The following is a 25644-nucleotide window of genomic DNA, read 5'->3' on the forward strand; positions in this document are numbered from 1 at the left end:
GTTATACTGACCCACTTGTAGGAAAACGGATACAGACCATGACTGAAGCTGCCCTCGTCCCCGAAACCCCGCACGCTCCGTCTGTTATTCGGCAATTGCTCGAGAAACTGGGCATCGCCTTTGACGAAGTCATCGAGCGGCCGGGCCTCAACCCCGCTCGCAAAGTGCAGGCCGTGCTGTTGCATGATGCCGTCGGCGCGCTCATGGTCCTGTTTCCGCAAAGCCAGTTGCTGGACCTCAACCGCTTGGCCGAACTCACTGGCCGCAAGCTCACGGCGGTGCCGACCGAGCGCCTTGAACGCATGCTCGGCAAACACAGCCTGAGCCTGCTGCCCGGCCTGCCCGCGCTGACCAGTTCGCCCTGCCTGTACGAAGAAGGCCTGCTGCGCGAGCCCAAGCTGCTGATCAACTCGGGCGAGCCGGGGCTGCTGCTGGAAGTCACCAGCGAAGCGTTCAAGACCATGCTCACCAAGGCCAGCGCCGCGACGTTCGGCGAGCCGTTGAGCAATATCACGCCCAACCTGGACCGCCCGGACGACGACCGCAAGGAAATCACCCTGGCCGTGCAGGCGTTCACCGCGCGGCGCATCCAGCAACGGCTGGAAGAAACCATCGAAATCCCGCCGCTGGCTGAAACCGCGCAAAAAATCATCAAGCTGAGGGTCGACCCCGACGCCACCATCGACGACATTACCGGCGTCGTTGAAACCGACCCTGCCCTGGCCGCCCAAGTGGTGAGCTGGGCCGCATCGCCGTATTACGCATCACCGGGCAAGATTCGTTCGGTGGAGGACGCCATCGTCCGCGTGCTTGGCTTCGACCTGGTGATCAACCTGGCCCTGGGCCTGGCGCTGGGCAAGACCTTGAGCCTGCCCAAGGATCACCCGCAACACACCACGCCGTACTGGCAGCAATCGATCTACACCGCCGCTGTCATCGAAGGCCTGACCCGCGCCATGCCCCGCGCCCAGCGCCCGGAAGGCGGCCTGACCTACCTGTCGGGCCTGCTGCACAACTTCGGCTACCTGCTGCTGGCCCACGTGTTCCCGCCGCACTTCTCGCTGATCTGCCGGCACCTGGAGGTCAACCCGCACCTGTGCCACAGCTACGTGGAGCAACACCTGCTGGGCATCAGCCGCGAGCAGATCGGTGCCTGGCTGATGCGCTACTGGGACATGCCCGACGAACTGGCCACCGCCCTGCGCTTCCAGCACGACCCCCACTACGATGGCGAATACGCCGCCTACCCGAACCTGGTATGCCTGGCCGTACGCCTGCTGCGCTCACGCAGCATCGGCTCCGGCCCCGACGAAGACATCCCGGATGCGCTGCTCGATCGCGTCGGGCTGACTCGGGAAAAGGCCAATGATGTGGTGAGCAAGGTGCTTGAGGCCGAAGTACTGCTGCGGGAACTGGCTTCGCAGTTCAGCCATTGATGGCCGGCTGGGAGTGGAGCCTTTTTGTGGCAGGGGGGTTGGCTTCCCCCGCCACCGATCCACAGCCACTCAAGCCAGATAGCGGACGAACCAGCTTCCAAAGGTGCGGGGCAAAACTATGCCGGGTCGCCGCGTAAAACCGCTAACGACAATCCGTCCGTCTGACATTAGCGCCATGTCCTCGACAGTCGCCTCATAGTCTTCTTCGTTAAAAAGCACAAAGCCACTGCCATTGAAGGTCAGGTCCAACGAACCATCAGAGCGCAAACGCGCCGTCAGCGCTTTGTCTACTCCCGTGTCAATATAACCGGCCCTGCCGACAGTGCCCGCGGCGACGATGGACCCGTCTGCCTGCCATGCGCAGCGATGCCAGTTATGCCCCTTATCCACTAACTTAGAGAACAGTGGCTGCCCGCTATTGAAAGCAAAATCGAGAAATCCATCGTGAGTTAACACAAACATCAGACCCTGCCTGTCGTAGCCTTGGTCTGCGTCGGGCCAAGAATCCCCTGCAACAACAATCGCGCCGTCGCTTTCTCTCACCGCCAGCGCATTCGCATACGCGTAACGGAGATTCGGAACGGTCATAAAGCCCTTGCCGGCATTGAAACTGGTATCGAGACGTCCCGTTGCATCCAGACGCATCACATAAATACTGGAATCCAGAGTGTCGTTGCGATCTTCCCCGAAAACCAACACTTTGCCATCTGCTTGAAGGGCAACACCTTTGACAGTGGTACCGAAAAGGGGAATACCTGGCAACTCGATGTCCACGGATCCACTTCCGTTAAACGTGTCGTCAGGAGTGCCATCCGGGTTAAGACGAAGCACCACCCAGTGTGAACGGTTGATGCCGACATATACCAAACTGCGCAGAATGATCTTTCCATCCGGCTGCTCAACTGCAGAGGGGCCATTATCGGCTGAAGATCGCGTGGCCTGTGCGGAGGGTCCTCGGTCCTGCCACCTAAACGTCACCGGCCCATCTTCCCTACCTTCACCCCCTGGCTCAAAATGGAACGGAACCCAGCGCACACCATCCTTGCCAAAGGCCGTATTCAGTTGCCCATCTTGTAAGAACCGCACGAGATAAAGACCGTAAGAACTGGTCACCTTCACCAGCCATCCACCATCAATTAGGCCGCAGATGTCGATGATCTCGTCCAAACGTGCATCTAGGGAGAACTCCAGTACGCCCGTCCCGGCTCCACCAAACTCCCTATCGATCGACCCATCCTCGTTCACTTTCGCCAATCCGAAGGCGCCGGTTTTTTCCGGTAAGAGCACGGTGATCAGTAGCTTGTTGCCAGCTAGCGGCAGGATGGCTTGCGTGAAGTGGCCTCCTAATTCACCGGTCGGCCATTTCAACACCCCACCTTCGGCAAAGGTCGGGTCCAACGTACCTGAGTTTTCAGGGTGAGTGGATCGAGACATGATTTTGGCTCCTATCAAGAAATGAAATCCAATACGGATATCGAGTCATGGAGCCTTCAAACAGCCGCGCATACACCTGTCATTGCTGACAGTTCTTTCAACCATTTAGGGATAAAAATTCAGTCTGCTAAGCCAAACCATTGCTCAAGACTTCGGCTTGGCCTTCTTCGGCTTCAAGTACTTGGTCAGCCCTTGGAACCAGATCACCAGCGCCGGGTTGCCCTTGATCTGGATCGACTTGTCCTGGATCCCCGTCATGAACGCCAACTGCTTGTTCTTGGCCTGCATCGTGGCAAAGCCATAGGCAGCGTCCTTGAACGCGATGGCGAAGGCCGGCGTTGGATAAACACCCGACTGGCTGGTGATGCGCTGGTTCTTCACGGTGAAGTGCCGGGCAACCTTGCCGTCCAGGGTTTGCAGCTGGAACACCAGCTCTTTGTCGCCCAACTGCTGCTGGAACGCCGGATTGGTGCGGCTGGCCTTGCCCATCAACCACCCCAGCATCCACAACAGGAAACGAAATTTCATCGGCACAGCCTCGTGAGAAAAATGAACGGCTGGCGCAGTTTAGCGATTCTTCAGCGGAACGCCATCATCGAATCCGTTTAGCGGAAGATCGGCCATATTTTGCGCATGATGACTGCCAAGTCACGTTTAGAAGCGACATTCGCTTGACTTCAGGTCTATCGGACATTTCCTTCAAAACGGCGAGCTGTTCATGAACTAGGCAGCGCAACCGAGCGCGGCTAACCTCTGTTCGTCATCGCAAAAAACGGTGACACGGACGTGCAAGTCCGGACTGGTACGCAATTGTTTATGGCTATTGATCGAGCATTTTTTTATGCTCGCGTCCGTTATGGCAATTGTGCGTGGGAGACCTTCGGGTCTGCCGGCGGTACCGGACCGGTCTTGCACACCTACGTACAGTTGCCACCTCTTCGAATGCAAGCGAAAGGATGTCGACCCCAACTCTGGTACATAGATATGGTCAAGCATTCACCGAATCCACCGCAGAAAGAATACAGATCCCGCGTCGAAAAAATCGAAGAACAATGCCTCGAAGACGCCACCAACCGCGCCCTCGACTACTACCTAAAACCCCAACCCGCCCCGCCGCCGGAACCCGATAAAGACCAGCTCTTCATCGTCTCCCCGCACATCGACACCGAAACCCTGCTCGCCAACGCCTCCGAAGACCTGCTCTCCATCAGCACCATCGCCGCCGACCTGGCCGACGACATCGACGAATCACGCCGCTGCATCGCCCTGGCGATCAGCCGCATGGCCGATGGGGTTCAGTTGCTGGTTGAGCGAGCGTTGGATCATTTGGAAACGAAGGGGGTGGCAGCGTCAGCTGCCAAGGGATAGGACGGACATAGAGGCAAGCCGAGCCGACGCCATTGCGAGCATGCTCCCACAGAAGAAACACGGCCTCACCAAAAGCCAGGTCGGCCCTAAGGCCGCCTCGGCTTGGCTTCTGATCTACGGGCCCCGTTAACCACGATGGCCGAACGCAGGCATTGCGCAATGGGCAACCCGGCATGGATGCCGGGTTAGCCGCGCTGGGTCATGGATGACCCTTCGCGGCGGCCCACGGAGCAATGCCTGCGTTCGGGCATGCCGAGCCTAGGCGAGGCACCGAGTGGTGGGGCCAAGCCTTTTTTGCTTACTTTTTTTGGCGTCTGAAAAAAAGTGAGTCGCCGTAAGGGCGAAACCGCCAGCCGCCATCACCGCAGCAACGGATATGCACCCGATCAAACATTCGGGCAAGGCACCGGAGCCCAGTCACCCAGGTCCGGGTTTTTGCACATGCTGTTCACCTGAGTAGTACCCGCGCTGGCAACCTGCTTGCTTTCATCCTGCTTGGCCTTGGCGGTCTGCAGGGTCTTCTCGGTGGCGACCGCTTCTTTGGGCACGGTTGGCAGCACCGGTGGCTTCTTCGCCGGCTTCACGATTTTCTTGGTCTTGGTACTGGTCTGCGCCACAACCTGGGTAGTGTCAGCCGTCGCTACGGTCACCACGTCGGTACGCTGCACACCCACTTGCTGCAGGTCTTTCTCGTAAGCCTGGGTGTAGTTGTTCAGGTCTTCGGCAGCCTTGCCGTTCACCGCAACGATCAGGTCGTTCGACTCTTTCAGGCCAGCGACGATTTCCGCCAGGCGCTTGCGACCCTCGGTGTCGTTGACAGTCTTGGCCTTGCGGTCGGCAACCAGTTTGCTGAATGCGTTCTGGTAGCACTGCTGGGAAGCCCTTGCGTACGCGGTGCTGCGGTCGATGTCCGAAGCGCTCTTGCTGACGTCGGCGGCGTAGGAGGCGATGCGCATGTTGTCGTCGGCGATCTGCTTCTGGCGTTCGGTGTAGTAACCGGCAGCACCACCGGCGAAGGCGCCGCCCGCGGCACCGATGGCGGCGTTGCGACCACGGTCTTCCTTATCGGCGGTCAGGGCGCCCAGCAGCGCACCACCGACGGCACCGACGGCTGCGCCGGTGACGACCGACTTGGTCATGTTGCCTTCGGTGGAACGCAGATGTTGCACCGGCTCGTAGCAGTTCGGGTAGTACTCGACCTTGGTGCTCGACGCGACCTTGGAGGTCGGCGACGTGGCGCAACCGGTCAGTACGGTGCTGAAGCCGACAGCGACCAGCAGCAGGTGACGCTTGGAAACCGAAGCCAAAGGTTTACGGGAGAAAAGCATAGTTGTGTTCTCGTTTAAGTGTTGACCAGCTCAGCGCGGCGCTATCGCCGCCTGAGTCCCTTCCAAGCTCGCTGACAACGAACACTCAAGACCGCTGAGCATTCGATGCGAGCAATTCCTTCAATATCGCCGCCGGGTCGGCTCGTTTCTGCTGACGATAAGCCCCGACATGACGAACGAATAATGTTGCACGCGCCACCAGGCTCTTGCCCAGTACCGGTTTGCGCTCAAGCTCTTCCTTGATGCGCTGGAACTGCGCCTGGATCACGACATCGGTGTAGCGCGTGCCGGTTGCCAGGTTGTCGATGTAGATCGCCACCGCGCCGTCCAGCGCACTGCGCCCGTTATCGATGGCCGTGGCGAACAGCGTGGCGCTGGCCTCGTCCTTGGCGTCCAAGGCCGCCTGCCGACTGTTCTGCAGGTTGGTCAGGCGAATGTTGTAGTTGTTGATGGTCTCGGCCACCAGGGCCGAAGACTGGATCAGGTTGCCCGCCGCTTCCTCGCGCTGCTGGGCGATGAGCGAGACGTTGCGCTTGAGCTCTTCGTTGACCAGGCCCAGCTCGGCTTGCAGGCGTGGATCAGCGCTGGCGGCGATGATGCTGTCCAATCGCTTGGTCGGGTCGTCGGCGTCATCGATGGCATCGGTCAGGGACGCGAGTCGCCCTTCTTTCTGCCACTGGGCGAACAATTCCTTGTACCGCGAACGCGGCGCCGACAACGCGCCGACGGCCACGCGGAAACCAGTGGTTTCGTTGCTCTGCTCGGTGCCGTCGGCGGCAAACAGCGGGTACTCGCGGCGCATGCCGGTGAACAACGTGCCCTCGCCTTCCAGGTAATTGCCGCCCTTGACCACGAAACCGCCATAAGCGCCCTGGCGGCGGCCGGCGTGCACCAATTGAAAGGATTCCTGGACCATCTCGGCGGCGTTACCGACCACGTCGAACAAGCCGATGGGGTTCGGCAACCTGGTGCCGATGGGCATCAGCCGCGCGGCCTGGCCGGTGCCGCCGGCAACCTGGTTGAACACCGCCCAATCGGCCAGCGGCCCGTCGCTTTCGCTGCCTTCCAGGCGTCGTGGGAACAGTCGGCCTTCCAAGTCTTGACGGCTGACGGCGTGCCCACCCCGGGCGGCGAATTCCCATTCCACTTCGGTGGGCAGGCGCACGAAGCCCAGGCCGCCGTCCTCGGCGGACGTGCCGCGACCGCTCACCGGCAGCAGGTCCTTGTGATATTTCATCAGCCAGGCGCTGTACACCGCCGAGAAGCGCTCGGCTTCGAACTTCGACAATTTCACCTTGGGCAACCGCCCCGCCACGCCTTGGGGCAACTCGGCTTGCAAGGTTTCGCAGGCCGGTGCCGGCTCACCGCTGGCCAACGACTGGGCCTGGGCCATGACCTGGGCGTACTGGCGGGCGGTGACTTCGTATTTGCCGATGAAATACAGCATCGGCTTGAGCGGCGTCTTGGCGTCGGTCTTTGGCATCAACGGCGTGATGGTCTTGTTCCAGTCCTTGGGCAGGTCCTTGAGGGTGAACTGGCCGTTGATGAAGTCCCGGCGATAACCGGAGATGAATGACTGTTGATAGCCCGCCTCGCCCTCGCTGAACGGATAACCGAGGCTGATCTCGCGATCGTCCAGGGTGCCCTGGGCGAGGATGTAGACGTAGCGGAACACCATTTGCCCTTCACATGGCAGCGGCAGGCTGACGTCGTCGGGCAATGGCTTGGGGTTGTCCAGCTTGTCCGTGCTCTCATCTGCCCAGGCCAGGCTGGCCAGGCTCAGCGCCACGGCGGCGCCCAATAACTTATACATCGCGAATTCCTTCACACGCCTGGATGCGCGCCACCCGCCAGCCACCACATGCCGCCGCGACGGCGCTGACGCCGAGCACGGCCACCAGGGCCAAGGTGTAGTGACGCACCAGCAGATGACTGGCGTATTCACCGGGCATCTGCGCAAATAAATGATTCAGGCCCGACTGCGCCAGGCCATACAGCCCGGCGCTCAGCAGGGCCGCAAAGGTGGCGCTGTAGAGCGCCTGCAACACCACGAACAACAACAGCGCCGCCGTGGACACGCCCAACAGGCGCAACACCGACAGTTCCCGGCGCTTGCGCTCGACCGCCGCCAGGGCACCGGCAAAAATCGCCGCGAACGCGCCGGCCAAGGCCAGCCCGGCGATGATCCAGAACACGATCGACAGATTGCGGCTCAGCGATTGCACTTGGGCGATGGTCTGGGCCTGGGTCGAGACCAGCAGGTTCTGCCCGGCGAAAAACTGCCGCAGTGGCTCCACATCGCCGAGGCTGCGGGCATACAAGCGAAACGCCGGATACACCCGTTGCCCACTCATGCCCACCGCATCGCCCGGCCAACCGAACGCGGGCACGGCACGACCGTCGCGGTAATCTTCCGCCGCTTCGAGCAAGGCCAGCGGCGCGAACAAGCCATCCCGGGCGAAGGCTTCCAGCGGCAACACGTGCAGCACTTGCACCTGGGTGCGCTGCGCCTCGCTGCGACCGGCCACTTGCCGACCGAAACTGGCCTGCAACCAATCACCGGCCTTGGCCCCGAGCTTTTCAGCGGCGGTCTGGCTGAGCACCACTTGATCCAAGCCTTGCGGCACCGGCAGATGATCGAACAACGGATCGCCAGCGGCCGTGGGAATCATCTCGACCGTGACAACCGATACCGCGCTGCTCAAATCCGCCGTCGCCGCGATCTGCCGGGTGCGCGGCAAGGCGAAGGCGACGTCGCTGCGCTGGCCCAGTTGTTCGACGAATCCGGCGCTGAAACGACCACCGCCCAAAGGGATGATTTCCCGGGTGGCCGGGTCGTTCTGCAAGCGTTCGGTCAGGCTGCTGACCAGGCCGAACTTCAGGCCGAACAGCACCAACAACGGCGCCACCACGGCCACCAACGCCAGCACCGAACACGCCGACAGCCACGCATCGTTGCGGTAATCCTGCCAGGCCAGGGAAGCCACCAGCGCGCCGCGCATCAGCAAGCCTCCCCGAGCGTGGCGGTAACGCCGCCATCGGTATCGCGACGGCAACTGATGCGCCGCACTTGCAAGCCGATGGCGCGGGCCAGCGCTTCGTCATGGGTCGCGACCACGCAGCAGACACCGTGCTCGCGCGCCTGAGCCACCAACAACTGCATGACGCGTTCGGCGTTCAGCGGGTCGAGGGCGGCGGTCGGCTCATCGGCCAGCAACAGGCGCGGGCCGTGGGCCAAGGCCCGGGCGCAACTGACCCGCTGGCGTTGGCCGACGGAAAGGTCCGCCGGTTTCTTGTCCAGTTGATCGGCAATGTCCAGTTGTCCGGCCAGGCGCTTCACGCTGCCGTCATCCTTAAAGCCCAGCAGTTTGCGCGACAACTCGATGTTGCCGCGTACGTCCAGGAAGCCCAGCAGGCCACCGGTTTGCAGAACATAGCCCAGGTGCCGGCTGCGCAGCTCGGCCAAGGTGCCTTGTTGCGACGCACGCCACAGTTTGGCGATGTCGAGCGGCGCGTTGGCCGGCGTGAAGTCGAACTGCGCGGCCTGATCCGGTGCGAGCACCAGCGCCAGCAAGTCCAGCAGCGTGCTCTTGCCGCAGCCGCTGGGGCCGACCACCGCCAGTTGTTCGCCCGCGCGCAGCTGCAGCCGTGGTATCACCAGGCTGTAGCGTTGGCCGCCGGTACCCCGGCTTTTGTGCACTGCGCTCAGGTTCAGCATCACGGCAGCGTCGACAACGGAACGCGGTACAACGCATCGCCCGGCTCGGCATCGCCGAAGCGCACCCAGTTGGCGAGGTCGTTGTGGAAGGTTTCGTAGAGGCGAATCTTCGATTCGAGTTCGTCGATGAAGTCCTCCTGCTCGGCGACGCTCAACGATAACCACAAATCCTGAGTCATGTTCAGCGATTTGCTGCGGTATGGCAGGCCTTCCAGGTACTCGCCGAGAATCCCGCCCGTGGCGAGGTTGCCACCCTTGCGCAGGGCCGACGGATCGCGGCTCATGTAGGCACTGGCGCTGGCGATTTCCTGGAAGAAATCCTTGGGCGAACTCTGGGTCTTGCGCGCCGCGTCGACGATCAGTTTCAGCGATTGTTGAAGGTCGTTGAGTTGCAGCTTGGTCAGCATCACGCAAACCTGGAACGCCGGCAGCGCCGGGTTGGTCAGGTCGCGGTCGGCGGTCCAGGCGCTGACCAGTTGCGGCGCCTGGCTGGCGGATTTGCGCCCCAAAAAGTCCATGTGCATTGCATAGCCGACCGCGGCCGATTTGTCGGCCAGGCTTGGCGCGGCGCTGAGCAACGGTACGCTCTGCGGCTTGTTGCTGCGCACTTGATGGACGAGGTCGGCGAACACCGAACCGATCTCGTCAACACGCTCGCCGAACTTGCGCACGTCGGCACCCGGCACCGGAATGTACAGGTCACCGATCTGCGGGTTGGCGTCGGCGGTCAGGGTGCGGTATTGAGTCTGCGCACCGCCATGGGTTTTCTTGCCGGCGTCGCTGAGCAGGTGCAGCGCGTAGATCTTGATCTGCTTGCCCAGCGCAGCCTGGCGCACTTCGGCCTCGTTCATTTGCGTGGCGGCAAACGGGTCGTTCTTGCGCAGGGCGCCGGCGTCGGTCACCAAGAGGATCAGGCGCCCGCCATAACCGGACCAGTCCATGCCTTCGACGGCTTCCATGACCCCGGCAAACGCATCTTCGTTGAACGAATGGCTCGACACCGTGGACGCCTTGACCTGCCGCGCCAATTCCAGGAAGCGTTGCGGGTCGCGGCCCTGTTCAAGGGTGATCAAGGTCTTGGCGACGTATTCCAGGCCCGGCGTTTTCTTGGTGCTGCTGCGAAAACCCACCATGCCGAAGCTGACACTGTCCAACTCGCCGCGCTCGGCGATGCGGGTTTGCAGTTGATGTACCACGTCGCGGACCTGGTCGATGTAGGGTTGCATCGATACGGTGGTGTCCACCACCAGCACCACGGCGGTACGGAACGCGTCGGCGTTGGCGGTGGTGATCGGCGTGTTGCTCGCAGCCTTGGGGGTACTGCCGGGATCGATAGACGCCACGTTCAGCAACTGCACCGGCTGACCGTTTTCATCGAGGCTCTCGCGGGAATCGAAGATCGGCAAGAGATAAAACTGGTTCTGTGGCACGGCGCTGGCGGCGGGTTCCAGGGCCAGCACTTGCTGGTTTTCCTGGGGGCTCTGCTGGGCCTTGAGCAACACATTCCTGGCCGCCGAAGGGTTAGCCAGGAGCTTTTCCACTTCGCCAGGCTGACGCAGGAACATCACCGGCGCACGGCCGGAACGTTCGGTGAACTTGAGCACCAGGCTCTGCTTCCAATCGCTGACCTGGGCGGCGGGCAACCAACCGTCGCTGCGCCCGTCGGTGGCTGCGCCGACCCGTACCCAGGCGCTGCCATCGATGTCTTTGCGCTGATACACATACAGCACCGAAAACGCTGGCAGCGCCTTGCCCGGTGCGGCGCCCGGCGCGTCGGCGAGTTTCGCCCCCGGCTTGCTGAGCACACGCTGGAACAGGGTCTTCTTGCCGGCCATCAGCAGCGGACGCTGGCCGCCGTCGACCTCGGCTGCCACGGGCGGCTGGGCCGCAGGGGTGACCGCAGGCACGTCGGAAGTCTTCGGTGGCGACACTTGCGGCGGCTTGGCCGAGGGGGTCGTGGCCACTGGCGTCTTACCCTCTTTGCCATCGTCACCGGCCAACCACCAATAACCCGCGCCGCCCAACGCCAGCGCCACGGCGACCGCCACGGCGGCCAAGGCGAACACCGGCCCCTTGCGTTGCTCCGAGACCGTGGATTGCGGTGTTGGCTTGATCGGCGAAGGTACAGGTTTGGATTGCGGCTGTGAGTAAGCCGGGCCGCTGGGAATTTCGATGGAAACGGGCGTCAGGCCCGCCAAATCATCCATCGCAGGCGGCGCGACAGGCAGTTCAAACGACAACGGCCGGATCAACGTCGCTTCCGCAGATGCCTCCGGCAAGTTATCCAACGCGCGCAGCAACGCCGCCGCATCCGGGAAACGCTCCGCCGGATCCTTCGCCAACAACTTGCGCAACACGTCCTGGTAACGGCCGTGATGCACCGGCAACTCCGGCAACGGTTCGGTCAGGTGCGCCAGGGCCGTGGAGAGTGCGTCATTGCCGGTGTACGGCAGCTTGCCGACGAGGATTTCGTAGAGCACTACGCCCAGGGCGTAAAGGTCGGCGCGGCCGTCGATGTCTTGTCCACGGGCCTGTTCCGGGCTCATGTAGCTGGGCGTGCCGACGGCAAAACCGGCCTGGGTGAATTGGGTGCGGTCGTCCAGGGACTTGGCGATGCCGAAGTCCGACAACACCGCCGTGCCATCGGCGCGGAAGAGGATGTTGGCCGGCTTGACGTCACGGTGGACCAGGCCCAGCCCGTGGGCATAGCCCAGGGCCGAGGCGATCTGGCGAATGTAGGTCAGCCCCTGCTCCGGCGTCAGGCCCGCGGCGATGCGTTCCTTGAGCGTGCCGTTGGGCAGGTATTCCATCGCCATGTAATACAGCTCACCGACGTTGCCGATGTCATGGATGGTGACGGTGTGCGGGTGCGACAGGCGCGCCAGGGTCTTGCCTTCGCGCAAAAAGCGCTCGCAGAACGTCGGGTCGGCTGCCAGGGCGGCGGCCATGACTTTCAACGCCACCTTGCGCTCCAGCGAGCGTTGGGTCGCCAGGTACACGCTGGCCATCGCGCCTTCGCCGATCTCGCCGTCGATGTCGTAGCCGGGGATGACAATGTTCAGGGTCAAGCTCATGACGGCACCTTCACGACGACCACGGTGATGTTGTCCGGCGCGCCGCGCATCAGGCCCAGGGACACCAGGCTGCTGGCGATTTCGCCGGGCTCGTCGTGGCTCAATACTTCACGGATTTCCTCGTCCTCGACGGTCTTGGTCAGGCCGTCGCTGCACAACAGGTAGCTGTCGCCGGGCACCAACAGCAGTTCGGTCAGCGCCAGGTTCAGTTGCGCCTCGACACCGATGGCGCGGGTGACGATGTTGGCGCGCGGATGCACGCGGGCCTCGGCTTCGCTGAGCAGGCCGCTGTCCTGCAAGTCCTGGACGTAGCTGTGATCCCGGGAGATGCCTTCGAGCACGCCGTCGCGCAGGCGATACAAACGGCTGTCACCGGCCCATAGGCACATGCCACGCAGGTCGCGGGCGGCCAACACCACCACGGTGCTGCCCATCATGGTCACGCCACGGTTGGCGGTTTCTTCCCGCACGGCGGCGTTGACCCGCAGCAGGTCGCTTTGCAGCGCCGCGACGTATTCGTCCAGCGAACGTCCCACGGCAATGCTGCGCAGGCTGTCGACGATCAGGCTGCTGACATAGTCGCCCGCCGCGTGTCCGCCCATGCCGTCGGCCACCACCCAGAGGCCATTTTCCGGCAGATCCAGGCAGGCGTCTTCGTTGACCTGGCGGACCATGCCGACGTGGCTCTTGCTTGCAGACTTGATTGCTTTTCCGGCACTTGGACGCATCTACACAACACCTTCTTGGCCGAGCAAAAATTGCGCAAAATCAGCGGCTGCCGGCAATCCCTGGCAGCGCATCAAACCGGGCGCGATGCGCTCCGAACCCTGGCCCCACCACAGGCTCGCGCCTTCGCAGGACGACTCGGCCAGGGCGCTCATGCGCCGTTGCGGGTCGGTGGCATCGAAGCGATGCAGGCTGGCGAAGCGACTGCTCGGGGTGCGCGGCAGGTACATCGGGCCGCCCAAGGTTTCCAGCTGTTCGTTGAATGCTTCGAAACTCGCCTCCACGCTCAGCGTGCTCAGCAACAGATTCTCGACCCGCTCGAACCAATCGTCCGCGCCACCGACTACCGAGGCCGGGTCGGCATCCGGCTCCAGCAATACCGCGATGGTCAGCGGGAAATAACGCCCGACACGATCGATGCTCGGCATCAACACGCCCACTGCCGCATCCGGCCCGCACACACCCGGCGCGACCATGAAGCGCCACAGCGGACTGACCAGATAGGCGTCCAGCCAACGCTCGCCGAGGCTGCTCTGGCTGGCGAGCAAACCCGCCGCCAACCAGGAGTCCCACGGGCCGATAAAACCCTGGGGCAAGCCACGGCTGACGAAATCCCCGCGGCTGGCCAACTTTCCATAGAAGCCCGGTGTACTCATAGCCGCTCCGGGAGGCTGAAGCCGCTGAGCACCCGGCTCTTGAATGGGTTGAAGGCGCTGTTGGCCCGCAGCTCATAAGAGGCGCTGGCGCCATCGACCCGCAGCCGCAGGTTGAAGCGGTCCGGTGAGTTGCCGGCGGTCAGGTCCGATTGCTCCAGCAGCCGGAACCAGGCCCACGGCCCGTCCAGGGTAATGCCGGAACGACCGCTGGACGCCGGCGGCATGATTGAGATCCGCACCACGCCGATGCTGCCGGGGTTCGGCCATTGCATGGCGGTCGGACGGCTCGGGCCGTGGTCGTAGCTCAGTTGCTGGCCGTCGAGGTCGAGCAAAAACTGGGTGATGGTCGAGTCCATCGCCACCGGCTTGAGTTCGAAACGCACCATCGGCTGCGTGCCGCCGGAACGGAAGAAGGCATCGCGGATGGTCGCTGCGCGCTGGAAGGTTTGCAGCACGCCTGGAGAAATGCCGAGCTTCTGCGCCGCGCCCGGCTGCCAGCGCCAGGTCTGGGTCGAAGTATCCACGTACGGTTGCAGGTACTTGCGGAAGTAGTTGTCCATCACCCCGCCGACGCCGAAGAACTGGCCGAAGTCATCCAGGGTCGCGTCTCGCGCGCTACCCGGCGACATGGGGTAGCGCCCGGCCAGGGACTGGCGATAGATGTTCACCACTTCGCTGGTCCAGGCGGCGTTCAGCTGGTTGCGCACCCCACCCATCATGGTGTTGGTGGTGGAGTTGACTACCGACTTGACCAGGCCCTGCACCAGCGGCGGCTGGCGTTCGGCGTTGAGGCTGACGCGGGTGGCGGCGGCCGATGCCTGGTTCTTGGCTTCGCCGAGCAAGGCATCGCCGCTGGCACCGACCATGGCGCTGACTTGCACGTACAGCGCGTTCATATCGGACAGCAGGCCATCGATGGCCGCAGGTTCGCCTTCGTTCTTGTTGACGATGCTGTTGAGCTCGGCGAAATGCGCGGTGATCGGGTCGTCGTTCGCTGCCGGCGCGTTTGGTGTTGCCTGCTCCTGGCCAAGCAGGCTGCCAAGGCGTTCCTTGAGCTTGTCCACGCCGTCTCCCGCCGGCACGCCTTGAGCGGCCAGCAGACGTTCATCCTGTTGCAGGTCGGTTTCCTTCGCCACCGCCACCAACAGCTTTTTCAACGGCGAGGTCGGGCCGGAAATCACCCGCAGCACATCGGCGGCCTGGGCCACGCTAGTGATCGGCACAAAGTCGATGTCGGCCAGCAAGGCATCCCATTGGCGCAGGTAGTCCTGGAAGTACAGGCGCCGCACATCGGCGGCCAGGCTGGCGACGTTCTGCTGGTCGGCCTCTTCATGGCCCAGCACCCATTGCTCTTCGGCCAGGGTGCCGGTCTGGCTCAGGCTGCTGAGCAAGAAGCCCTGGCGGTAGCCCTTGACGGTGAAGAACCCGCTCAAGGGTTCGCCCAATGGCTTGCCGCTTTTGCGGCTGAACACTAGCGCGGCGTCACGCCCGGCGGCTTCGTTGATGCGAAAGTCCGGGATGCCTTCGGGCAGTTTCTGGCGCTTGATGCGGTCGTAGACGCGCTGGGCCACCGGCAGTTGTTGCAACTGGCGGCGCAGGTCTTCGATCAGGCGTGGGTCGAGGCGCGCGGTCGGTGGGCGGCGCTCGAAGAGCGCCTGCAAATGCCCGGTCAGGGCCTGGCGCTGCTCGGCTGGCAGATCGCGTGGCAGGCTGCGATCCCAGTCCAGGGCGATCCACGCCTTGATGAAGTCGGTATCGTAATGCTCGTTATCAGCGAGCATCAGGTACGCCTTCAAGCCTTCGTAGAGGAAATCCGAATTGCCGCCGCTGTGCAGCTGCTCTTCGATGCGCGTCAGCAGGCGCGGCGCGAATACCGCGATCAAGAGCTTGCGGTAGACGCTGCCGGACTCGGCTTCGAGCATGTCGCCCTGGTACAGGCCCAGGCCCTCGGCCCAGTCGGGCGCGTCATCGGCCAAGTGCTTGACGGCATTGAGCAGCGGCAACACCGCGAGGACGTCGCGTTGCGCCGGGCTGAGGTTCTGCACGGTCTGGCCCAGTGGCGCGACCTTCTGGTCGACCTGAGCGATGTAGGCCTGGTTGGCGCGGTAGCTGACCCACCACAACGTGCTGACCACCAATACCAACACCACTGTGGAGGCCAGCACGCCACGGGCGATCCATTTGCGCCGCCGCTCGACCTTAGGATCGACACCCACCAACCCGCGCTCGGCAAACGCCACGGCGGTGAAGAGTTTTTCGATGAAGTAGCTGCGCCCGGTGCCGGTCTGGCGCGCCAGGTGCTGGCGGTCCAGGTTCATGCTTTGGGCCATGGAGCCGATCAGACGATCGATCGGGCTGCCTTCCTGGGTGCCGCTGGTGAAATACACACCGCGCAGCAACACCCGCTCTTCAAAGGCGTTGGGTTTGAACACGCCGTCGAGGAAGCTTTGCAGGCAATCCTTCAAGGCACCGAACTGCTGAGGGAAGCCGTAGATAAGGTCGCGCCGCGCCGGGTCGCGCTCTTGTTGCAGGCGTTCGACCAAGCGGTCGTTGAGACGCTGTTCCAGCAAGGCAAATTCGCTTTGCAGGTGCGCCAGCGGGCTGTCGTTGCTCTTACCGTCGTCGAGGGCAAACGTCATGCCCCAGACCTGGGCGCGTTCTTCCTTGCTCAGGCTGTCGAAGTACTCCATGAAGCCCGGCACCAAGTCGAGCTTGGTCAGCATCAGGTAGACCGGGAAACGCACGCCCAGTTGGGTGTACAACTCCTGGATCCGCAAGCGAATCGCCGCGGCATGGGCGGCGCGCTCGGCGTCGCTGCCCAGCAGCAGGTCGGACAGGCTGATGGCAATGAACGCGCCATCGATCGGCCGACGGGCCCGCTGTTTTTTCAACAGGCCGAGGAAGCCCAGCCAGGCCGCTTTATCGACGGTCGCGTCGCTGTCCTGGGTGGTGTAGCGACCAGCGGTGTCGAGCAGCACGGCCTCGTCGGTGAACCACCAATCGCAATTGCGCGTGCCGCCGACGCCGCGCACGGCACCGGCGCCGAGCTGCGCAGCCAACGGGAAATGCAACCCGGAGTTGACCAGCGCCGTGGTCTTGCCGGAGCCCGGCGGACCGATGATTACGTACCACGGCAGCTCGTAGAGGTTACGGCGCTCGTCGCCGCCGAGCTTGGCTTTCTTGAGCAAGGCCAAGGCCTCGTCCATGCGCTGGCGCAGGGTTTCGAGTTCTTCGGCAGTGGCGATGCTGGTGGGGTCCGGCGGGGTCTGCGCGGCCAGGCTGCGCATCACTTCGGCGGCCTGGCGGCGGGCTTGGATAATGCGCAGCACCCGGTAGGCGATCCACACCGCGAACACGAGGATGATCAATGTCCAGCGCCGGCCTTCAGGCACCAGCCAATCAAGCAGCGGACCAACGAACCAGATGATCAGGCTCAGGGCAATCAGCCCCAGCAACGGTATGACCCAGCGGATCATGAAACTGAAAAACGCCTTCACTCGACCCCCTCCGCCAACACTGTGATTTCAACCCGTCGATTGCGCGCACGGCCTTCGGTCGTGGCGTTGGAGGCCAGCGGCTCGGTGTCGCTGCGGCCTTCGGCGCTGAAGCGCTCGGGTTGGCCGGTCTTGGCCGAAAGAATGTCCAGCACCGAACGGGCCCGCGCCTCGGACAAGGCCCAGTTGGAAGGGAATCTCAAGGTGGCAATCGGCCGATTGTCGCTGTGCCCGGTCACCAGCACCTGGCCCTTGACCTTGCGCACCGCGTCGGCGATGCGCAGCATCAACGGCTGGAAATCGTCCTTGATGCCGGCGCTGCCGGAGGCGAACAGTTCATCGCCACGGATGGTCACCACCGAACGGTCGACGGCGTCTTCCACCGCCACCTTGCCGGAGCGGATTTCATCCGCGAGGAAACCGGCCAGGCGTGGGCGCTCGATCACTTTCGGCTGCACCACGGGACGATCGATGGTCTGCACTGGGATCTCACCGAGGAAGTGAATGTTCTTGAACACTGGTTCGGCATCGGAGGCCAGCTTCATGCGCAGGCCGAACAACAATGCCAATAGCAGCGCCGCGCCGATGGCCACGGCGATCCACGGCGGCATGAATTGCGCCAGTCGATCACGGGCCACGGTGACACCGCGCCAGTGCGGCGACAGTTCGCGCTCGTACTCGCCACGGGCGCTGCGGATGACGCCAGCGGTACGTTCGCGCAACGCTTCGAGTTGGCTGCGACCATCGTTCATCACGCGGTAGCGGCCCTCAAAGCCCAGGCACATGCACAGGTACAAAAGCTCCAGCAGATACAGGCGCTCGCGCGGGCTTTGCAGGCAATGTTCCAGCAACTGGAACACCTTCTCGCCGCCCCAGGCTTCGTTGTGCACGGTGATCAGCAGGCTTTGCTTGCCCCAGTCGCTGGTGCCGCCCCACGGTGTGCTCAACACCGCCTCATCGAGGGCGGTGCACAAGGCGTAGCGGGCCAGCAACACATCGTTGCGCACCACGCCAGCGGCCTCGGCGCGCTCTTCGAACTGGCGCAGGTACGCCAACAGTTGTGCGCGCAAACTGGCCGGCGCCGGGTGGGCGATGGTGCTTCGCAGGCGCGTCAACAAGGCCAGCAGCGGGCCGGCGGCGCTTTCCAGCGGATTGAGGCCCTGGGCCTTGCCCGTCAGGACCGGCGCGGCCGGCATCGACAGCGGCGCCGGTGCGGGTGCCGGCTGCTGGCGTGCCGGGTCCGGACGAAACGGATCCGCGCCACGGCCACCGGGCGTCGGCATGAACTGGGTACGATCGTCGTTACTCATCGCGGTTTATCCTCGGATCGCCCAGAACGCCAGGTTCAGCCCTGGGAACTGACCGGCGATATGGAACGCAAAGCCACCGGAGTTGCTGAGTTGCTGCCAGTGGTCGCTGCCCCGGTCCAATTCGTAATAGGTGGAGCCGGCGTGGTATGGCAACTGGCGCGGCGCCACCGGCAGCGGCAGCAGGCCGATGCCCGGCAGCTGCAGGTTGACCAGGTCGCGGATGTGTTCCACCGAACCGACCTTGCTCTGCTGGCCGAAGCGGCCGCGCAGGGTTTCGGCGGGCACGTCGGCGCGCACCACCAGGATGAAGCTGGCGCTGTCGAGCAGGGTCTTGTCGGCGAGCATCGCCACGTGGATGCCGTAGGCTTTCTCGACAATCGGGATCGGCGTCGCCTTGCTGTCGATCAGCATCGACAGGGCCTCGCGCAGGGCCTGCATCACCGGCGCGTAGCTGAGCGCCAGGTCATCGTGTTGATAAGGCGGGTATTGCTGCGGCCGTCGTCCGGAGGCGGTGAACGTCGAGAACTCGCCGGCCAGGCTCACCAGCTCGCTGTAGAGACGCTCGGGGTGCAGCGGGCTCAACTGGCTCAGGTGCTGGATCAGCGGCTGGGCGCGGTTGACCAGCTGCAACAGCATGAAGTCGGCAATTTCCGAGGCGCCACCGGCACCGGACGCCACCACCCGCCCGGCCAGGGCTTCGCCGCGTTGATGCAGCAGGCCCAGCAGTTCGCTGCGGAACGCCGCCAGCGGCTTGGAGGCGCTGACATCCAGCAGCGGCGGGATGTAGGCATCATCGAGCACCAGCGCCCGGTCGGCGCGTTTCTCCTTGATGCGCACTACGCCAATCGCGGCGTAGTCGCCGATGCCGTCCTGTTCAGTCAGCAAGCGCAACGCCCGGGAACCGAGGGCCACCGGCGCGCGGTTTTCGAACGGCGCGTTGTCGTCGCGCACTTCGCACACCTGGCTGACATAACGCGCGGCACCGAGGTCTTCGCCTTCGTCCACGGTGTCGCGGGAACCGGCGCGTTTGAGCGGCAGGGCCAGATACACCACGCCGTCACGCAGGTTGTCATCGACGTTCAGCGGCGTCGGCGCCAGGTCGTCCTGGGGAATATTGAACGGCGTGCCGTCCGGCAGCAGGCCCCGCGCCGAGATGATCGCCAGCTTGCCCTGGGCCAGCAGGCCCTGGTCGATCAGCAATTCGGAAAAACCCCAGGCGCCGGCCGACAAGGGGCGGCTGCGTGCGTCGATGAGGTTTTCCAGGTAACGGTCGTGCTGTTGGAAGTGCTGCGTTCCAATGAACATGCCTTCCGACCAGACCACGCGATTGTTCCAGGACATGGGGGCTCCGATTGCTTATTGGGCAGGGCTGGATGGGGCAACGACGACGGCGCTGCGCACGGCGCGCACATCGAGGCTGATCTGGTATTCGGTGTATTGGCGCGGCGGGACATTCATGACCGTGCGCCACAGCGATTGGTCCAGTTCGCGATAGCCCACCAGGATTCCGATATGACGGGTGGCCGGGTCGAGGTCGCGTTGCAGGCTCGATTGCTGGCCGGGTTGGATCAGCACCTCGTCCTGGTCGATCAGGTCGGCACCGAGGGTTGCCTGGGCCCGCTCGGCCAAGGCGAAATAATCGGAACGGCCAAACGTCGCGGCATTTTTCAATTCGAAAATGCGCACCCGGACCGGGGCCGGCTGGCCGGTGGCGCCGGGGTTGAGACCAGCGATGGCATGGAAATGCAGCTCGATGGCGGCGGTGTCGGCCTCAGCTTCTTCGGGCTGGGGGTTGGCCGCATCCTTGGCGCACGCCGTCAGCAGAAGCGCGGTGGCAACTGCGAGTAAAAACCTGGGAATCATCCTGCGTCCTCAATGACGTTTGAGCTATCCGTTGTTGTCTTGATCAGTCTTGTTATAAGGCGGCGGCGCTCAACGGCGTCGCTGTCGTGTGCTGTGTTCTTCGTAGGCGCGGCTGAACTCACGACCGAACAGGTCCTGGAAATCCTCCTGGGCTTCCCGGGAAATGTTGCTATAGAGCTCGGTGAATTGCTGCCAGTACTGGGCCTGTCGCGAGCCGCTGAAAATGCCTGACAGCCCGCCAGGCTTGCCCATGCGCTCTTCCAGTTGCGCCGGCTCAAAACGCGCCAGCAAATGTTTGATCGCCGCTTCCACGCCGGCCATGACCGCCAACTGGTGGGCACGCAAGTCATCGAAACTGTCGCGCACCGCCGCGTCCGGCGCCATGAACGCCTGGTTGCCATGGCGCAGCAGCAACAGCAGCGCTTCGTCGACATTGGGGGCGAACTTCAGCGGGTTGTTTTCCACCGGCTGGATCATCGTCTGCTGGATGCGGAACTCACCCTTGAGGCTGCTGCGGGCGCGCAGCACATCGATCAGGCCTTCGACCATCAACCGATAGCTGCGCCCGATGCTTTCCATCTGGGCTTCGGCGTTGGCCTTGTCCAGGCGCAGTTGATCCAGCCCGGCGCCGCGCAGGAAGGCTTGGAGCAGGTCGGGTTGAGAACTCTGCACCGGGGTGGGCGTAGGCTCGACACGGCTGACCGGCGCTTCTGGCGGTGGCGCGGATTCAATCGGCGCGACGACCTCAACCATCGGGATGGGCGGAGCAGGTACAGGCTCAAGCACGGGCAGCGGCGGCACGCAAACCGGTTCAGACAGCGGCGCGACAGGAATCGATGCCACCGGCGCAGGCTTGTCACTGAACAAATCCCAGTCTTCCGGGATGACCGGGGCCGATGTCACCGCCACCGGCTCGAACACTGGCTCAACTACAGGCGGCGGGCTCGGGCGCGGAATCGGCGTCGGCGGACGGAAGTCGTGTTGCTCGGCCGGCACATGATCCGGCTGGGTGGCCGGCGGGACGCTGGTCGGGGTGAGGAAATCGAACAGGTCCGGCAGGGTATCCATCGACGATACGCCCTGGAAATGCGCCGGCGTGCTCACGGGCATTGGCGAAGGCGTATTCACCGGGGCACTCTGGCGCCCCATCAAGGCTTCGAAGCTGCTCGGTGCTTCGGCGAACGGATTGCTGTCGGTCATCGGCAAGTCGAAGTCCACCCGGGCCTGGATCTCGTAGTCACCAATGCGGATCACTTCGCCGTCCTGCAACGGCTCGCTATTGCCTTTGCGCAAACGAATACCGGCCTTGACCAATTCCACACCATTAGTGCTGTTATCGGTCAAATAATAACGCCCGTCCTTGTATTGGATGATGCAATGTTTGCCCGAGACCAAACGCTCCGGATCCGGCAATACCCAATCATTATCGGAACTACGGCCAATTGCCATCACTCCCTGGCCCAAGGTCTTTTCAGAACACTGTCCGGGAGTAATCTTGTGATAACTAGTGATAGTCAAACACAGCGGCATCTCGCCTCCTTGCTGAATACTTCTTGTCGCCGACGATACATGAGACCTGGACCCCGGCCCTTGCGTAGCAAAAACCTTGCTAGCGACGGGGAACGGCTTTTTGCCAGCACAATGGCTGATCTTAACCGGCCTGCGTGACAAAAAAACCTGCTTCAGTGCGTACTCCGACCTATGGGTCGCGCGGGTTGTTAAGCACCTCACAACTGTCACATCGGCGAAATAGCTTACCTTGACAACGGATAAGTACTACACCAAAAATGCACAACTTCTTGAATATACATGATGGCACTTTAAGATCATCTCGCATCTATAGCGCCATTATCGTCAAGGAACATGTGAAGTTTCATCCGAAACTTGCGTGTGCACTGCCCGACTTCTTCAGCGGGTGATAGGGAGATCGATCCAAGTGGATGTGCCTTTGTTGCTCGCCGCCGTTTCCGCGAATTCGCCTTGCGGTGAAGACCTGGAATATGACGCGGATTTCTTGCGCCTGGAACGCGATTCCCGAGGCCAGCCCGAACGCAGCATGGGCGATTCGATCCTGCCTGCCGAGCCTCCCGAGTGGCGCAGCATCCAGCAGCAAAGCCTGGACCTGCTGCAACGCAGCAAAGACCTGCGCATCACCCATTTCCTGCTGCAAAGTTCCCTGGCCCTGGAAGGCATTCCCGGCCTCGCCCGCGTACTGACACTGATCAGCGAACTGCTCAAGCAATACTGGGCAGAGCTGCACCCACGCCTGGACGCCGATGACGACAACGACCCCACCGTGCGGATCAATGCCCTCGCCGGCCTGACCTCGGACGTCACCATTCGCCTGCTGCGCGAAAGCATCCTGGCCCGCTCCCGGACGTTCGGCGCCGTCAGCCTGCGCGCCGCCGCCAATGCCAGCGGCTTGCAAAGTTTTCCCGATGAAAACCTCGGCGCCGAACAACTCGCCGGCGCCCTGCTCGACAGCGATCCCGAGCAGTTGGAAACCATCCGCGCCGCCCTGCTGGAAGCCCGCAGCGCCGCCGAAGCCATCGAACAGCAAGTCAGCGACCAGGTCGGTTCCGCCCAGGGCGTGGACCTCGGCCCGTTGAAACAGCCGCTGAAAATGGCCCTGCAGATTCTCGGTCAGTTCGCCCCGCAGAGCGGCGACAGCGACCTTGCCGATCCCGTCGAACCCGACCACACCGCGCCGGTTGAAAACGCCAGCGTACCGAGCGCGCCGCGCAACAGTACCGTCCCAGGGGAAATCAACAACCGTGACGATGTGCTGCGCAGCCTGGACCGGATCCTGGCGTACTACACCCGCCACGAGCCCTCCAGCCCGCTGCCGGTGCTGTTGAATCGGGCGAAGAATCTGGTGCATGCCGATTTCGCGGCGATCGTGCGCAATCTGATTCCCGACGGCATGAGTCAATTTGAAAACCTGCGCGGCCCGGAAAGCGAATAAAAAGCGAGCGGATCACGCAGTCACGTCATAGGTACCCCCGATGACGCCAACACCGTCGCTCAAGCGACCAGGAGCAGCAACGTGGCGAAGCAAAGTTCTCAGAAATTCATCGCGCGCAACCGCGCGCCTCGAGTGCAGATCGAGTACGACGTCGAGCTCTACGGCGCCGAGAAAAAGGTCCAGTTGCCCTTCGTCATGGGCGTCATGGCCGACCTCGCCGGCAAGCCCGCCGAGCCTCTGGCACCGGTTGCCGATCGCAAGTTCCTCGAGATCGACGTCGACAACTTCGACTCGCGCCTCAAGGCCATGCAGCCGCGCGTGGCGTTCCATGTGCCTAACGAACTGACCGGCGAAGGCAACCTGAGCCTGGACCTGACCTTCGAAAGCATGGACGACTTCAGCCCAGCGGCCGTGGCTCGCAAGGTCGATTCGCTGAACAAGTTGCTCGAGGCGCGCACTCAGTTGGCCAACCTGCTGACCTACATGGACGGCAAGACTGGCGCCGAGGAAATCATCATGAAGGCGATCAAGGACCCAGCGCTGTTGCAGGCCCTGGCGAGCGCGCCGAAGCCCGCCGACGCAGAGCCCAAGGCTTAAGGACTAACGATCATGAACGATTTGGTACGCGACAATCAGCCCCAGAACCTGGGCGCCACCGAAGAAACCAGCGAGTTCGCCTCGCTGCTGCTGCAAGAATTCAAACCCAAGACCGAACGCGCCCGCGAAGCCGTCGAGACCGCCGTGCGCACCCTGGCCGAGCAGGCCCTGGCGCAGACCGACCTGGTGTCCAACGACGCCATCAAGTCGATCGAGTCGATCATCGCCGCCATCGACGCCAAGCTCACCGCCCAGGTCAACCAGGTCATCCACCACCCGGACTTCCAGCAGTTGGAAAGCGCCTGGCGTGGCCTGCACTACCTGGTCAACAACACCGAGACCGACGAGCAGCTCAAGATCCGCGTGCTCAACATCTCCAAGCCTGACCTGCACAAGACCCTGAAGAAATTCAAGGGCACCGCGTGGGACCAGAGCCCGATCTTCAAGAAGATGTACGAAGAAGAATACGGCCAGTTCGGCGGCGAGCCTTACGGCTGCCTGGTGGGCGACTACTACTTCGACCAGTCGCCACCGGACGTGGAACTGCTGGGCGAACTGTCGAAAGTCTGCGCCGCGATGCACGCGCCGTTCATTGCCGCGGCTTCGCCGACCGTGATGGGCATGGGCTCCTGGCAGGAACTGTCGAACCCGCGCGACCTGACCAAGATCTTCACCACCCCGGAATACGCCGGCTGGCGTTCGCTGCGTGAATCGGAAGACTCGCGCTACATCGGCCTGACCATGCCGCGCTTCCTGGCGCGCCTGCCGTACGGCGCCAAGACCGACCCGGTGGAAGCCTTCGCCTTCGAAGAGAACACCGACGGCGCCGACAGCTCCAAGTACACCTGGGCCAACGCTGCCTACGCGATGGCGGTGAACATCAACCGTTCCTTCAAACACTTCGGCTGGTGCTCGCGCATCCGTGGCGTGGAGTCGGGCGGCGAAGTGGAAAACCTGCCGGCCCACACCTTCCCGACCGACGACGGCGGCGTGGACATGAAGTGCCCGACCGAGATCGCTATTTCGGACCGCCGTGAAGCGGAACTGGCGAAGAATGGTTTCATGCCGCTGCTGCACAAGAAAAACACCGACTTCGCCGCGTTCATCGGCGCCCAGTCGCTGCAGAAACCGGCCGAATACGACGACCCGGACGCCACCGCCAACGCCAACCTGGCCGCGCGCCTGCCGTACCTGTTCGCCACCTGCCGTTTCGCCCATTACCTGAAGTGCATCGTGCGCGACAAGATCGGCTCCTTCAAAGAGAAGGACGAGATGCAGCGCTGGTTGCAGGACTGGATCCTCAACTACGTCGACGGTGACCCGGCGCACTCCACCGAGACCACCAAGGCCCAGCATCCATTGGCTGCCGCCGAAGTGATCGTCGAAGAAGTCGAAGGCAACCCGGGGTACTACAACTCCAAGTTCTACCTGCGCCCGCACTATCAGCTCGAAGGGCTGACCGTGTCGCTGCGCCTGGTATCGAAACTGCCGTCGGCCAAGGGCGCGTAAATAGAGGATTTGTTGGAAAAGGCTCGCTCCTGTGCAGGAGCGGGCTTGCTCGCCAATGCGTCGGGTCAGTCGGCGTCGATGCCGGATGACCCACCGCATTGGCGAGCAAGTCCGCTCCCACAGGTTCGGTGTCTTGACTGACGTTCAAAGTAATTTCGCAAGGTCA

The 25644-nt window shown here is 63.0% G+C and carries 19 protein-coding genes; 5 read left to right on the plus strand and 14 right to left on the minus strand.

The genetic code is table 11. The features are described from left to right. The first annotated feature begins 38 nt into the window (after positions 1-38). A complete protein-coding gene (locus VQ575_RS26360; protein WP_045157303.1) occupies positions 39-1436 on the plus strand; it encodes an aminoacyl-tRNA deacylase and HDOD domain-containing protein in 1398 nt (465 codons plus the stop codon). Positions 1437-1505: 69 nt separating this feature from the next. Here the strand turns inward: VQ575_RS26360 and VQ575_RS26365 are convergent, their stop codons facing one another. After that, on the minus strand, positions 1506-2870 hold the full coding sequence (locus tag VQ575_RS26365; protein WP_325918704.1) for an NHL repeat-containing protein: 1365 nt from the start codon (positions 2868-2870) through the stop codon (positions 1506-1508). 144 nt (positions 2871-3014) lie between these two features. Further along, complete coding sequence (locus VQ575_RS26370) at positions 3015-3398, minus strand: hypothetical protein (protein ID WP_039593625.1); 384 nt, start codon at positions 3396-3398, stop codon at positions 3015-3017. Positions 3399-3854: 456 nt separating this feature from the next. On the opposite strand from VQ575_RS26370, the gene VQ575_RS26375 reads away from it, so the two are divergent. Beyond that, positions 3855-4238: a DUF6124 family protein gene (locus VQ575_RS26375; protein ID WP_325918706.1), complete on the plus strand. Its 384-nt coding sequence runs from the start codon at positions 3855-3857 to the stop codon at positions 4236-4238. A gap of 386 nt (positions 4239-4624) precedes the next feature. Here VQ575_RS26375 and tagQ read toward each other — a convergent pair whose 3' ends face one another. From tagQ to tagH, 12 genes are all read right to left on the minus strand, one after another. Further along, positions 4625-5566 (minus strand): type VI secretion system-associated lipoprotein TagQ, encoded by a 942-nt coding sequence (tagQ, locus tag VQ575_RS26380; protein ID WP_046509464.1) that lies wholly within the window; start codon positions 5564-5566, stop codon positions 4625-4627. 85 nt (positions 5567-5651) lie between these two features. Continuing rightward, a complete protein-coding gene (locus VQ575_RS26385) occupies positions 5652-7379 on the minus strand; it encodes a formylglycine-generating enzyme family protein (RefSeq protein ID WP_039593623.1) in 1728 nt (575 codons plus the stop codon). Further along, positions 7372-8568, minus strand: a complete 1197-nt coding sequence (locus VQ575_RS26390; RefSeq protein ID WP_198724505.1) for an ABC transporter permease — start codon at positions 8566-8568, stop codon at positions 7372-7374. Before VQ575_RS26390 ends, VQ575_RS26385 begins: the two co-directional genes overlap by 8 nt. Beyond that, a complete protein-coding gene (locus VQ575_RS26395) occupies positions 8568-9284 on the minus strand; it encodes an ABC transporter ATP-binding protein (protein WP_325918708.1) in 717 nt (238 codons plus the stop codon). The genes VQ575_RS26390 and VQ575_RS26395 overlap by 1 nt, the downstream gene beginning before the upstream one ends. After that, positions 9284-12358, minus strand: a complete 3075-nt coding sequence (locus VQ575_RS26400; RefSeq protein WP_325918710.1) for a serine/threonine-protein kinase — start codon at positions 12356-12358, stop codon at positions 9284-9286. The genes VQ575_RS26395 and VQ575_RS26400 overlap by 1 nt, the downstream gene beginning before the upstream one ends. Continuing rightward, entirely contained in the window at positions 12355-13086 is a 732-nt protein-coding gene (locus VQ575_RS26405) for a PP2C family protein-serine/threonine phosphatase (protein ID WP_039593619.1), read from the minus strand. The genes VQ575_RS26400 and VQ575_RS26405 overlap by 4 nt, the downstream gene beginning before the upstream one ends. After that, entirely contained in the window at positions 13087-13740 is a 654-nt protein-coding gene (gene tagF / locus VQ575_RS26410; RefSeq protein ID WP_325918711.1) for a type VI secretion system-associated protein TagF, read from the minus strand. Continuing rightward, positions 13737-17237: a type VI secretion system membrane subunit TssM gene (gene tssM, locus VQ575_RS26415; RefSeq protein ID WP_325918713.1), complete on the minus strand. Its 3501-nt coding sequence runs from the start codon at positions 17235-17237 to the stop codon at positions 13737-13739. Before tssM ends, tagF begins: the two co-directional genes overlap by 4 nt. Continuing rightward, positions 17234-18544, minus strand: coding sequence for a DotU family type VI secretion system protein (locus tag VQ575_RS26420; RefSeq protein WP_198724498.1), 1311 nt, complete (start codon positions 18542-18544; stop codon positions 17234-17236). The genes tssM and VQ575_RS26420 overlap by 4 nt, the downstream gene beginning before the upstream one ends. A gap of 6 nt (positions 18545-18550) precedes the next feature. Next, a complete protein-coding gene (gene tssK, locus VQ575_RS26425) occupies positions 18551-19885 on the minus strand; it encodes a type VI secretion system baseplate subunit TssK (RefSeq protein WP_045157311.1) in 1335 nt (444 codons plus the stop codon). A 15-nt stretch (positions 19886-19900) separates the two neighbouring features. Then, entirely contained in the window at positions 19901-20407 is a 507-nt protein-coding gene (tssJ, locus tag VQ575_RS26430; protein ID WP_039593614.1) for a type VI secretion system lipoprotein TssJ, read from the minus strand. Positions 20408-20476: 69 nt separating this feature from the next. After that, entirely contained in the window at positions 20477-21937 is a 1461-nt protein-coding gene (gene tagH, locus VQ575_RS26435; protein WP_325918715.1) for a type VI secretion system-associated FHA domain protein TagH, read from the minus strand. A gap of 406 nt (positions 21938-22343) precedes the next feature. Between tagH and tssA the strand changes: the two genes are divergently transcribed. The 3 genes from tssA to tssC all read left to right on the plus strand — a co-directional run bounded on the left by tssA (position 22344) and on the right by tssC (position 25478). Then, positions 22344-23372: a type VI secretion system protein TssA gene (tssA, locus tag VQ575_RS26440; protein ID WP_039593612.1), complete on the plus strand. Its 1029-nt coding sequence runs from the start codon at positions 22344-22346 to the stop codon at positions 23370-23372. An 81-nt stretch (positions 23373-23453) separates the two neighbouring features. Then, on the plus strand, positions 23454-23969 hold the full coding sequence (tssB, locus tag VQ575_RS26445) for a type VI secretion system contractile sheath small subunit (protein ID WP_025216163.1): 516 nt from the start codon (positions 23454-23456) through the stop codon (positions 23967-23969). Positions 23970-23981: 12 nt separating this feature from the next. Continuing rightward, positions 23982-25478, plus strand: a complete 1497-nt coding sequence (tssC, locus tag VQ575_RS26450; RefSeq protein WP_030138240.1) for a type VI secretion system contractile sheath large subunit — start codon at positions 23982-23984, stop codon at positions 25476-25478. The last annotated feature ends 166 nt before the right edge of the window (positions 25479-25644 follow it).

The organism is Pseudomonas frederiksbergensis, from assembly GCF_035751725.1.
Lineage (GTDB): Bacteria > Pseudomonadota > Gammaproteobacteria > Pseudomonadales > Pseudomonadaceae > Aquipseudomonas > Aquipseudomonas frederiksbergensis_A.

Coding starts and splice junctions, on each gene's coding strand:
- VQ575_RS26360 (WP_045157303.1), top strand. CDS start 39: ATGACTGAAGCTGCCCTCGTCCCCGAAACCCCGCACGCTCCGTCTGTT.
- VQ575_RS26365 (WP_325918704.1), bottom strand. CDS start 2,870: ATGTCTCGATCCACTCACCCTGAAAACTCAGGTACGTTGGACCCGACC.
- VQ575_RS26370 (WP_039593625.1), bottom strand. CDS start 3,398: ATGAAATTTCGTTTCCTGTTGTGGATGCTGGGGTGGTTGATGGGCAAG.
- VQ575_RS26375 (WP_325918706.1), top strand. CDS start 3,855: ATGGTCAAGCATTCACCGAATCCACCGCAGAAAGAATACAGATCCCGC.
- tagQ (WP_046509464.1), bottom strand. CDS start 5,566: ATGCTTTTCTCCCGTAAACCTTTGGCTTCGGTTTCCAAGCGTCACCTG.
- VQ575_RS26385 (WP_039593623.1), bottom strand. CDS start 7,379: ATGTATAAGTTATTGGGCGCCGCCGTGGCGCTGAGCCTGGCCAGCCTG.
- VQ575_RS26390 (WP_198724505.1), bottom strand. CDS start 8,568: ATGCGCGGCGCGCTGGTGGCTTCCCTGGCCTGGCAGGATTACCGCAAC.
- VQ575_RS26395 (WP_325918708.1), bottom strand. CDS start 9,284: ATGCTGAACCTGAGCGCAGTGCACAAAAGCCGGGGTACCGGCGGCCAA.
- VQ575_RS26400 (WP_325918710.1), bottom strand. CDS start 12,358: ATGAGCTTGACCCTGAACATTGTCATCCCCGGCTACGACATCGACGGC.
- VQ575_RS26405 (WP_039593619.1), bottom strand. CDS start 13,086: ATGCGTCCAAGTGCCGGAAAAGCAATCAAGTCTGCAAGCAAGAGCCAC.
- tagF (WP_325918711.1), bottom strand. CDS start 13,740: ATGAGTACACCGGGCTTCTATGGAAAGTTGGCCAGCCGCGGGGATTTC.
- VQ575_RS26420 (WP_198724498.1), bottom strand. CDS start 18,544: ATGAGTAACGACGATCGTACCCAGTTCATGCCGACGCCCGGTGGCCGT.
- tssK (WP_045157311.1), bottom strand. CDS start 19,885: ATGTCCTGGAACAATCGCGTGGTCTGGTCGGAAGGCATGTTCATTGGA.
- tssJ (WP_039593614.1), bottom strand. CDS start 20,407: ATGATTCCCAGGTTTTTACTCGCAGTTGCCACCGCGCTTCTGCTGACG.
- tagH (WP_325918715.1), bottom strand. CDS start 21,937: ATGCCGCTGTGTTTGACTATCACTAGTTATCACAAGATTACTCCCGGA.
- tssC (WP_030138240.1), top strand. CDS start 23,982: ATGAACGATTTGGTACGCGACAATCAGCCCCAGAACCTGGGCGCCACC.